Raw genomic sequence first — 11,143 nt, 5'->3', positions numbered from 1 at the left:
TACACCTTTTTTTCTTACTATTGCTTGTAACTCTTTACATTCAATATTGAAAAGTGGCATATTGTTTTCTAAATCTGTAATTCTATTGTCAATTTCAGTAGTACGTTGATCTATTACAAATATGGCTTGTAATTCTTTACTAAACTGTGGAAATTGCTGTTTTACTTGTTTTTCACATTCAATAAAATAATTTCTATATAGATGAGATTTTTCTGTTCTTGCCATCATTGCTATATGTTTCGCAAAATCTAAAGTTATTGCAAAATCTAGAGTTTCATTACCTTCCTCATTATGAAGAACCCCTACCCAATCAAGATTTTCTTTGAAAAATTCATTTTTTTGTATATTAGTTGGATACCATCTTGCCCAGTTTTGTTTTCTTAACCCTAATCCTATGTATAATTCCTTTGCAGATACTAATTGCTTTCCATTTTCGTTTTTTATATTGATTAAAGCTTTCATCTTTTGTCCTCCTTTTTTTCTCTTACATATTATTCAACATTAAAACTTGATATATAATTCTTCATTTGTGTGATTATTGTTTTAAGTTTTTCATTCTCTCTGACAACTCGTAAATATTCTTCTTTAGTTATATAATCTCTGTTTCTAAATCTGTCTAACTCTTTTTCAGGTATTTTAAAATGTCCTCCTTCGGTTTTTAAAACATCTAATTCATCCTCTTTACACATTTGTAAAACTTGCCCATAAGACAAATCACACTCTCTGGCAAATTGTTGAGGAGATAACATAGACCATCACTCCGTTCTCACTGTAAGTTGTTTATTGTTGTATTGTTTTATCACAATTAGTTGTATTAAGTGGTAAAAAAATATCTTCTAATGTGCATTTATAGCTTTTTGCCATTTTTATAGCTAACTTAGGACTTGGTTGCTTTATGTTTTGTTCCATTTGATATACCATGCCCATACTAATAGATAGTGATTTTGCGGCTTCTTTTGCAGTTTTAAAACCAGCTTTTTTTCTTAACATTGTTAAATGGTTTGCCATTATTTTACCTCCTTTCAAATATATATTATCACATTTAGTTGTAATTTTATAACCGTATTTATCACTATTGGTTGTAATTATAAGGAATTAGAAGATATTTCCTTTAAAATGCTTACTATTCCTTAATTTTGCTTAAAATATCACTATATGTTGTATTGACAAGAATTACAACTATTAGTTATAATCTAATCGAGGTGATCAATTTGTTAGGTAAAAAACTAAAAAAACTCAGAAATCAAGCTAATATTACACAGTCCGAATTAAGTAAGGCTGTTAAGGTTACAACTTCTTCAATAGGAATGTATGAAACTGGAACACGAAAGCCAAGCTATGAAGTTCTAAAAAGAATCGCCAACTATTTTAATGTTTCAATAGATTACTTTTTTGAAGATGACAAAAAAGAACAAACATATCAAAATGATGAAATAGATACATTGGAAGAAGAAATGAAATTATTTTATTCTAAAGTTAAAAATCTTTCTAAAGCAGATAGAGAAAAAATACTTAAAATGATTGAGATTTTTGAAAGCGAAACTGAAAACTAAATAACGTCATCAGGGGGAATTCTTATGGACGAATATATTATTATCGCAAAAAAAATTCACCAATTAGAAACAAATGGTGAATTAAGAGTTATATATAGGGATTTAGACAATGTAAATGGAGTATGCTATGAAAAAAACAATCAATATATCATAATTATTAATTCTAAATTAAATTATGAAAAACAACTAGAAACAGTATGGCATGAAGCAAAACATATTTGTTCACATATAGGATGTGTCAAAAAAAATACAAACTATGAAAAGGAGGCTATAGATTTCAGTAAAAATGTATTGAAGCACCCAGAAATTATACAATGGTGCAAAACTGCACTATAAAAAGGAGGTTTTTAAATGAGAGGTTCTATTAAAAAAGAAAAGAATGGAACATACACATATTGTGTCTATGTTAGAACTGATGAAAATGGTAAAAAAAAATATAAAAGGAAAAGAGGTTTTAGAACTAAAAAGGAATGTGAAATAGCATTAGCTGATATAATTACCCAAATAGAAAAAGGAACTTTAGTTACAAATGATCAAATGACCATAAAAGAATATATGGATTATTGGTTAGAAACTTATCCTAAGAACAACTGTGCTCCTAGAACATATATAAGATATACAGAATTTGCGAGGGATATAATAAACTTTCTAGGACACTATAAACTTTCTAAAGTCAATCCTTTAATACTTCAAAAGTTTTACGAAGATCTAATACATGAAAGAAATTTATCTAATAATACAGTTATAAAAGTTCACCGTATGCTCCATCTAGCATTGAAACATGCTGTGAAATGGCAACTCATGAATACTAATCCTTGTGAATTAGTTGACCCTCCAAAAGCTACCGAAATTAAAATGAAGTATTGGGCACCAGATGAAATTAATTTTTATTTAGATATATTAAAAGATGAATTTTTATACCCTGTAGTATTCTTAGCTGTTCATACTGGGTGTAGGGTTGGAGAATTATGTGCTATAAAATGGGAAGATGTAGACCTTATTAATGGAACATTATCCATTAATAAAACATTACAACGAATAGATGGTAAGTTAACACTAAAAGAACCTAAAACCAAAAACAGTTCTAGAACAGTAACATTGCTAGATAATACTATGAAGTTACTAAAAGATACAAAGAAACAACACATGGAAAGAAAATTAAAATATGGTATAGATTTAGAATTTGTTTTATGTTGGGAAGATGGTAGACCAATTGACCCTCATTATGCATCTTCAAATTTTCGTAAACTCTTAAAAAAACACAATATTCCTAAGATTAGATTTCACGATCTTAGACATACCCATGCTACCTTATTACTATCTTTAGGTATTAATCCTAAGGTTATCTCTGATAGGCTCGGACATAGTACTGTTGCTTTTACTTTAGATACCTATAGTCATGTAAATATAAAAATGCAAAAAGATGAAATGGAAAAAGCTAAAAACTTTTTATAAAAAAGGTGATTTTAAAGTATAATTTTGAAGAGACAACCAAAAGACAACCATCAACTTTAAAATCACATATTTTATATTTTATATCAAATCAAGCCAACACAAGTTATTCCAACGCATTAAAGATGGTGCACCCGAGAGGATTCGAACCTCCGACGCACGGTTTAGGAAACCGACGCTCTATCCCCTGAGCTACGGGTGCATAGGAATCATTTCTATGATAATCCTATTTTTTAGTTTTGTCAAGGAGACATGATATTACCATATACTAGAAAAAATGCTTGCAAAAATATGAAAAAAGTTTGTAATAAATATTTTAAAAGGAAGTTTTCTAATGTCTTTATCACTTAGTAAATCTGTTTTGATGATCTTTCCATCATAAGTATCGATTTTTAATTCTCCTATTTTTTGTCCCTTAGATATAGGATAGGGCATTTTTTCTACTAACAAAATTTCTCTACTTTTCTCTATATTCTCTTTAGGTCCTAATGTCCAAATATCTTCCTTTGCTAAAATATTTATAGGTAATGTTTTTTCTTTCCATAAATGAATTGTTTTTATTTTTTCATGCTTTTTTACAATCCTCTTTTTCACAAAACCTTCTGATCCATATTCTAAAAGCTTTTTACTTTCCTTAAACCGAGCTTCTTCACTATCTGTTCCTAATACTACTGCAATAAGCCTAAAATCCTTTTCATCTTCACTATTTTTATTTACTTTCATACTAGATGCAAGACAATATCCTGCTGCGTCTGTATATCCAGTTTTTAGACCATCTACTTGAGGAATGATTTTTAAAAGCTTATTTGTATTTTCTTTATAAAAATTTCTCATGGGATTTTCATAAAATTCTTGATCCGTAAGAGTAAGAACTTCTTTATGATGATCTATAATATGTTTTGCTAAAAAGGCTATATCCTTTGCTGTCATTAAATTGTCACCATTTTTTTGAGGCATACCATTTGGATTATAAAAATGAGTATCATTAAGTCCAATCTCCTTTGCTTTTTCATTCATCATATATACAAAGTCTTCCATACTTCCTCCTATATGTTCTGAAATAGCAAAAGCTGCATCATTAGCAGATATAATCATCATTACTTCTATTAAATCTTTTAATTTTATTTTTTCACCGGAAACAAGATGATAAGTAGCTCCTCTTTCTCTAGCAGCTCTCTCACTAATAATAACCTCATCCTCTAAAGAGATCTTTCCCTTTTGAATCTCATCCATAGTCACTAGATAAGTCATCAATTTTGTAATACTAGCTGGAGGAAATACTTCTTTTATATTTTTTTCATATAATATTTTCCCAGTTTCTTCATCCATTAATAGAGCTGCTTTTCCTTTTATATCTATATCCTGTCCATAAGAAATAGACATATTAGCTACTAAAACCATTATAAAAACAAGTACTATAATTTTTTTCAATTTAATCCCTCCTGCTAGTATTATAACATAACAAATTTATATATCATTATAGAAAAACAAAAGGCAATATTGCCTTTTGTTTCAAATTGTTTACAAATTATATTTCCTAAATTTTAAAATTTAGTGACGTTTTTGATGACTTTGTTTTATAATTTTATGCATTTTGCCCATAGTACATTCTCCTTTTGAGTAAGCCTTTTAAGCCCTTCCTTAGACACCTCATCATCAATAGTCAGTACCATCATTGCTTTATCTCCTTTAGCATTTCTTCCAACCTGCATAGTTGCAACGTTGACACCTTCTTCTCCTAAAGCCATTCCAATGTAACCAATTACTCCTGGTACATCTTTGTTTTGTACAATTAGCATATGATTGGTTGGGGTTACATCTACTTCATATCCTTGTATCTTTATAAGTCTTCCTTCTTTCTTAGAAGAGAGAGTTCCTGCAATCTCAAATACTTTATCTTTTGTCTTGATCTTTATTTCTATATAATCTAAATATCCATTATAATTTTCTTTGATTGTTCTTTGATCAATAGAAATTCCTCTTTGATCTGCTAAAATCATAGCATTAATATAATTTACTTTATCTTCTAATACAGGTTCTAAAATACCTTTTACAAAAGCAATGCTACACATTTCAATATCTTGTTTTGCAATGCCTCCCCAATATTCAATACCAATATGTTCAATAGGTTCATTATGAAGTTGATAATATATTTTCCCTAATTTCTCCATAAGTTCAATGTAAGGACTTAAAACTGCCAATTCATCTCTATGAAGAGTAGGTAAATTTACTGCATTTGGAACAATCTCTCCCTTTAGAGCATTGATAACTTGTAAAGCTACTGTAGTTCCTACATTGATTTGTGCTTCTGTTGTACTTGCTCCAATATGAGGAGTTACGATTACATTATCTAATTCAAACAAAGGATTGTTAAAGCTAGGCTCTTCTTCATGAACATCTAATGCAGCACTTGCAATTTTTCCGCTTTTTAATCCATTTAATAAAGCTCTTTCATTTACAATACCGCCTCTTGCATCATTAACTATTCTTACTCCATCTTTCATCCACTCTATTTCTTCTTCTCCAATCATTCCATAAGTCTCTTTTGTCTTTGGAGTATGAACAGTAATAAAGTCAGACTCTTCTATCAACTCTTTTAAAGTATCTTTCTTTTCTACTTGAAATCTTTTAAATCTTTCATCAGAAATATAAGGATCATAAGCAATCACCTTCATTCCAAAAGCATTCATTCTTGTAGCAACTAATGATCCTATTCTTCCAAGACCTATAATTCCAAGTGTCTTGTTATAAAGCTCTACTCCTTTGAAAGGATTTCTTGCCCACTGTCCTGATTTGATGTATGCATTAGCCTGTGGAATATTTCTACATTGAGCTAATAAAAGACCTATAGCCAATTCTCCTGCAGACATAGTGTTGCTATCTGGTGTATTTGCAACAATAATACCTCTTTTTGTTGCAGCAGGTATGTCTATATTATCTGTACCATTTCCTGCTCTTCCTACAACTTTCAATTTTGTAGCTAAGGACAAAAGCTCTTCATCTACTTTTGTAACACTTCTAACCAATATAGCATCATATTCATGAATTCTCTCTAGTAATTCTTCTCTATTTATGTGTAAACAAACATCTACGTCTAGGTGTTGTTGTAATAACTTGATTCCTTCTTCATCTACTCTTTCTGTTACGATTACTTTTTTTCTGTTTTCCATTCGAATCTCCTCCAGTTTTGTATTTTTTATTAAAATGGGAGCTTCTACATGTAGAAATTTCGTTGCTTAAAAATAAAAAACCCGTCCTTGTATAAACAAGGACGGGGATAATATCCACGTGGTACCACCTTTTTTTGCTGATAAACAGCCTCTTACTCATAACGGGAGTTCCGGCATAGGTTTCTTACCCCTAGCAGCTTCCGGTCGGATTCAATAAACTTTGCTATCGATTTTCACCACCCATCGACTCTCTACAAACAAAGGATTATTTACTACTACCATTCATAGCCTTTTAAAAAGTGATCTTCAATTTTATAATTATTGCTATTATATTATCTAAAATAAATTAAGTCAATATATATTTAAAAAAAATTTCAAAAAATATATATTGATTTCATGCTCTTAGCAAAGTATATTATAGAAAAGTTATAAAAACAAGTAACAATTATTGAGCATTTGTAACGTTTTTTATAACTTTCTATATTTTTACTTCAAATATTCATTTAACGGCTTATAATCAATGTGTTCATTATCTTTCTTCATTCTAATAGCTGTTTTAAATATTTTAGCTGTATCTATACAAGTAAATATAGGAAGTCTATATTCACTCATTTTTCTTCTCACCTTAAAGCCAAGACTTTTTTCATTATTTCCTCTTGTAGGAGTATTAATCATCATAGAAATTTTTCCATCTACAATATATTTTGAAATTTTATCTAATGGAATTGTTTCACAAGAAACCTCTTTTTCATTTAAAAATTCACTTGTACCTTGAGATGCATAAATCACAAATCCCATTTTTTCATAATCTTTTATAAGCTCTATACCTTCTTTTTTATCTACATCTCTAAGTGATACATAAATACCCCCTTGAGTTGGAATCTTGTATCCTGCTCCTTTAAATCCTTTATAAAGAGCTTTTTCTATTTCTTTGTCTATTCCTAATACTTCTCCTGTAGATTTCATCTCAGGTCCTAGATACATATCTACATCTGTAAGCTTCTCTCCCGAAAATACAGGTACTTTTACTGCATATAGCTCTTTATTTTTCATAAGTCCTGTTCCATAAGAAGTATCTTTTAATTTTTTGCCTAACATGGTTTCTACTGCAATCTTAACCATTGGTATATCTGTTACTTTGCTAAGGATTGGAACTGTTCTTGATGCTCTTGGATTTACTTCTATTACATATATATCTTTTCCATCAAATACATATTGAATATTTACAAGTCCTACAATTTTTAAACCATTTACAATTCTTTTTGTATAATCTACTAATTTTTGAACCGTTTCTTCTTTTAAGCTCAGGTATGGATACACACTTATACTATCTCCTGAGTGAACTCCTGTCCTTTCAATATGTTCCATAATTCCAGGTATGAGTACATCTTCTCCATCTCCTATAGCATCTACTTCTATTTCAATTCCCTTTACATATCGATCCATCAAAACAGGATATTTTTTAGAAAGAGTTACAGCTTCTTCTATATATCTTCTAAGTCCTATTTCATCGTGTACAACCTGCATAGCTCTCCCACCTATTACATAGGATGGTCTTACTACTACTGGATATCCTATTTTCTCTACTCCTTTTAATGCTTCTTCCATGCTTGTGATTGCTAGTCCTGTAGGAGATGGAATATTAATTTCTTCTAAAAAGTCTCTAAATTTATCTCTATCTTCTGCTAAATCCATAGAATGGTAAGATGTTCCTAGTATATTTACTCCTCTTTTATTAAGTTTTTCTGCTAAGTTTACAGAAGTTTGTCCTCCTAGTTGAAGAATGACTCCTTCTGGTTTTTCTTTATCAATAATATCCATTACATGATCTATATACAAAGATTCAAAATACAATTTATCCGCCGTATCAAAATCTGTACTTACTGTCTCTGGGTTGTTATTAATCATAATAGATTCATATCCTGCATTTTTAATAGCCCATACTCCGTGTACACAAGAGTAGTCAAACTCTATTCCTTGTCCAATTCTTATAGGTCCTGACCCTATTACTATGATCTTTTTCTTCTCTGATATGATGTTTTCATCTTCTTGTTCATAGCATGAGTAGTAATAAGGAGTTTTTGCTTCAAACTCACCACTACAAGTATCTACCATCTTATAAACAGGTTTAATTTTATGTTGTTTTCTCATAAGATGTATTTGTTCATGATCTACTCCTGATAAGTCACTAATCTCTCTATCTGTAAATCCCATTTTCTCTGCTTCATATAATAAATTTTCATCTATTTTTTCATTACTAATTCTTTGTTCCATATGAATGATATTTTTTATTTTGTTTAAAAACCACAAATCAATTTTTGTCAATTCGTGAAGCTTTGAAACAGGGGTTCCTCTTCTTACTCCTTCTGCTAGAGCAAAGATTCTTTCATCATCACAAAGTTTTATTTTATCTATTAAGTCTTCATCTGTCATATCCATAATAGAAAACATTCTAAGTCCTGTAAATCTTCCCTCTAATGAGGTAAGTGCTTTTAGTATGGCACTTTCAAAATCTCTGCTAATAGCCATTACTTCTCCTGTAGCCTTCATTTGAGTTCCTAGTGTTCTTTTAGCTCTTTGAAATTTATCAAAAGGCCATTTTGGAAATTTTACTACTATATAATCTAAGGATGGTTCAAAGCAAGCACTTGAATTTTGTGTCACATAATTTTTAAGTTCATCTAAGCTATATCCTATTGCAATTTTAGCTCCAATTTTTGCGATTGGATACCCTGCAGCTTTTGATGCTAATGCACTTGATCTACTTACTCTAGGATTTACTTCTATTACAATATAATTATTGCTTTTAGGATCTAGTGCAAATTGTATATTGCATCCTCCTTCTATTTTTAAGCTTCTTATAATTTTTATAGATGATGCTCTTAACATTTGATATTCTTCATCCCTTAGTGTTTGAGAAGGTGCAACAACAATACTATCTCCCGTATGAACTCCTACAGGATCCATATTTTCCATATTGCAAACAATGATACAATTATCTTTTTTATCTCTAATAACTTCATATTCAATTTCTTTCCATCCTGCTACACTTTGTTCTAAAAGAATTTGCCCTATGGGACTGTTTTCAATTCCACTTTGGCAAATTTGTATAAGCTGATCATGATTATTTGCAATACCTCCTCCTGTTCCTCCTAAAGTATAAGCAGGTCTAATGATCACAGGATATCCATGCTCCGCTACAAAATCCTCACACTCTTTTAATTTTGTTGCAATAATACTTTCAGGGATAGGTTCATGAATTTGTATCATTAAATCTCTAAAAGCTTCTCTATCCTCTGCTTGTTTGATAGTTTGAGAATCCGTTCCCAATAGCTGTACTTCATATTTTTTTAATACTCCTGTCTTTTCTAACTCCATAGCAAGGTTTAGTGCAGTCTGTCCTCCAAACCCTGCTAAAATTCCATCTGGTCTTTCTTTTTCAATAATTTTTGAAAGACTATCTATTGTTAAAGGTTCAATATACACTTTATCTGCTATATTTGTATCTGTCATAATGGTGGCTGGATTGCTATTTACTAAAATCGTATAAATACCTTCTTCTTTAATAGCTTTACAAGCTTGAGTTCCTGAATAATCAAATTCTGCTGCTTGACCTATTACAATAGGTCCTGACCCAATAATCATTACTCTTTTTAGTTTATTGTTTACTGGCATATCATATCCCCCTTTAATTGACTTACAAATTTATCAAATAGATACGTTGCATCTGCAGGTCCTGGTGACCCTTCTGGATGAAATTGCACAGAAAAAACTGGAAGTTCTTTATGCATCATGCCTTCTACTGTATGATCATTGAGATTTATGTGGGTAATAACCATTCCTTGATCTTCTACACTTTTTTTATCTACTGCATATCCATGATTTTGAGAAGTAATATAAGCTCTATCTTTTTGTATATCATATACTCCATGATTTCCTCCTCTATGGCCATACTTCATTTTGTAAGTATTTCCTCCTATTGCTAACGCTAGGATTTGATGTCCCATACAAATCCCAAAGGTAGGGATTTTTTGAATAACTTTTTTTACCGTCTCAATCGACTCAGTTGCAGCTTCTGGATTTCCTGGTCCGTTGCTTAAAAATACTCCATCAGGATTTATATTGATAATTTCTTCGTATTTGCTTTTATAAGGGAATACTGTAATATCGCAGCCTCTACTTTTAAGATTTTCTAAAATGCTCTTTTTCATTCCAAAATCTATTACAGCTACTTTAGGCCCTTGCCCTGGTATATGAATGATTTTTTGCGTTCCCACATGCTTCATCCAATCTTCTTGAAATTTTTCTTTATGAAAATATTCTTTTAATACCTCTATAGATAGCTCTTCGTTAGATATAACACATTTTAAAGGTCCTGTTCTTCTAATTTTTTTTGTAATACTTCTTGTATCTACCTCACAAATTCCGACTACTCCCATTCGCTCTAACATTTGTTCTAAATTTTCCTCATTCATATAATGAGATGGAGTTTGATCTATAGATTTTGTAACAAAACCTTTTGCATAAATCTTAGAGGATTGATTTCCTAATTGATGAATTCCATAATTTCCTATTAAAGGATATGTCATCGTAATAATTTGTCCTGCATAAGACGGATCTGTAAGTATTTCTTGGTATCCTGTAATAGAAGTATTAAATACCAATTCTCCTACTGAAATCCCTTTTTTTCCGAACCCTTTTCCTTCATATATTGTACCATCTTCTAAATACAATATTCCCGTCATACCTATCCCTCCATTTTTTATTCATAAATTTGTATATTTATTCGTATGTTTATAAAAAAATTTTAATTATGTTTTTATAATAACCTCATAACAATTTGACCTTATATTATTATTTGCAATTTTTAATTCTATAGTCTTCTAATCTATATATTAAAAAAACCGGTTCTATAATAAATGTTGGGGTGAATAACTCCAACATTTAATTTTTTGCAAAAAAATAAAG

General features: G+C 30.3%; 10 protein-coding genes, 1 tRNA gene and 1 other annotated feature. Of the genes, 3 read left to right on the top strand and 8 right to left on the bottom strand.

Features of this window, described 5'->3' with window-relative positions; translation table 11 throughout:
* From EK368_RS04055 to EK368_RS04045, 3 genes are all read right to left on the bottom strand, one after another.
* Window positions 1–462, bottom strand: a 462-nt coding sequence (locus EK368_RS04055) for an antA/AntB antirepressor family protein (protein ID WP_202976423.1), incomplete at its 3' end; no start/stop codon positions are given.
* Between the two features lie 29 nt (window positions 463–491).
* On the bottom strand, window positions 492–749 hold the full coding sequence (locus tag EK368_RS04050; protein ID WP_129596677.1) for a DNA-binding protein: 258 nt from the start codon (window positions 747–749) through the stop codon (window positions 492–494).
* A gap of 31 nt (window positions 750–780) precedes the next feature.
* A complete protein-coding gene (locus tag EK368_RS04045; RefSeq protein ID WP_129596675.1) occupies window positions 781–1,008 on the bottom strand; it encodes a helix-turn-helix transcriptional regulator in 228 nt (75 codons plus the stop codon).
* Between the two features lie 203 nt (window positions 1,009–1,211).
* On the opposite strand from EK368_RS04045, the gene EK368_RS04040 reads away from it, so the two are divergent.
* The 3 genes from EK368_RS04040 to EK368_RS04030 are packed head-to-tail and all read left to right on the top strand — an operon-like array spanning window position 1,212 to window position 3,008.
* A complete protein-coding gene (locus EK368_RS04040; protein WP_129596673.1) occupies window positions 1,212–1,553 on the top strand; it encodes a helix-turn-helix domain-containing protein in 342 nt (113 codons plus the stop codon).
* Between the two features lie 24 nt (window positions 1,554–1,577).
* A complete protein-coding gene (locus tag EK368_RS04035) occupies window positions 1,578–1,889 on the top strand; it encodes an ImmA/IrrE family metallo-endopeptidase (RefSeq protein WP_129596671.1) in 312 nt (103 codons plus the stop codon).
* A 15-nt stretch (window positions 1,890–1,904) separates the two neighbouring features.
* On the top strand, window positions 1,905–3,008 hold the full coding sequence (locus EK368_RS04030) for a tyrosine-type recombinase/integrase (RefSeq protein ID WP_129596669.1): 1,104 nt from the start codon (window positions 1,905–1,907) through the stop codon (window positions 3,006–3,008).
* 123 nt (window positions 3,009–3,131) lie between these two features.
* Here the strand turns inward: EK368_RS04030 and EK368_RS04025 are convergent.
* From EK368_RS04025 to carA, 5 genes are all read right to left on the bottom strand, one after another.
* Window positions 3,132–3,207 (bottom strand) — tRNA-Arg (locus EK368_RS04025).
* 56 nt (window positions 3,208–3,263) lie between these two features.
* Window positions 3,264–4,436, bottom strand: coding sequence for a D-alanyl-D-alanine carboxypeptidase family protein (locus tag EK368_RS04020; RefSeq protein ID WP_129596667.1), 1,173 nt, complete (start codon window positions 4,434–4,436; stop codon window positions 3,264–3,266).
* 146 nt (window positions 4,437–4,582) lie between these two features.
* Window positions 4,583–6,175: a phosphoglycerate dehydrogenase gene (serA, locus tag EK368_RS04015; RefSeq protein ID WP_129596665.1), complete on the bottom strand. Its 1,593-nt coding sequence runs from the start codon at window positions 6,173–6,175 to the stop codon at window positions 4,583–4,585.
* A gap of 94 nt (window positions 6,176–6,269) precedes the next feature.
* Window positions 6,270–6,470 (bottom strand) — a binding site (T-box leader).
* A 191-nt stretch (window positions 6,471–6,661) separates the two neighbouring features.
* Window positions 6,662–9,850 carry a carbamoyl-phosphate synthase (glutamine-hydrolyzing) large subunit gene (gene carB / locus EK368_RS04010; protein ID WP_129596662.1) on the bottom strand — a complete coding sequence of 1,063 codons (3,189 nt, stop codon included), beginning with the start codon at window positions 9,848–9,850 and terminating at the stop codon, window positions 6,662–6,664.
* A complete protein-coding gene (gene carA, locus EK368_RS04005) occupies window positions 9,841–10,920 on the bottom strand; it encodes a glutamine-hydrolyzing carbamoyl-phosphate synthase small subunit (RefSeq protein WP_129596660.1) in 1,080 nt (359 codons plus the stop codon). The genes carB and carA overlap by 10 nt, the downstream gene beginning before the upstream one ends.
* Window positions 10,921–11,143: the final 223 nt, after the last annotated feature.

Origin of the sequence: Anaerophilus nitritigenes (assembly GCF_004138215.1) — a bacterium.
Taxonomy (GTDB): domain Bacteria; phylum Bacillota; class Clostridia; order Peptostreptococcales; family Thermotaleaceae; genus Anaerophilus; species Anaerophilus nitritogenes.
The sequence above is the reverse complement of the archived record's forward strand: the minus strand, read 5'-3'. Positions and strand labels throughout refer to the sequence as shown.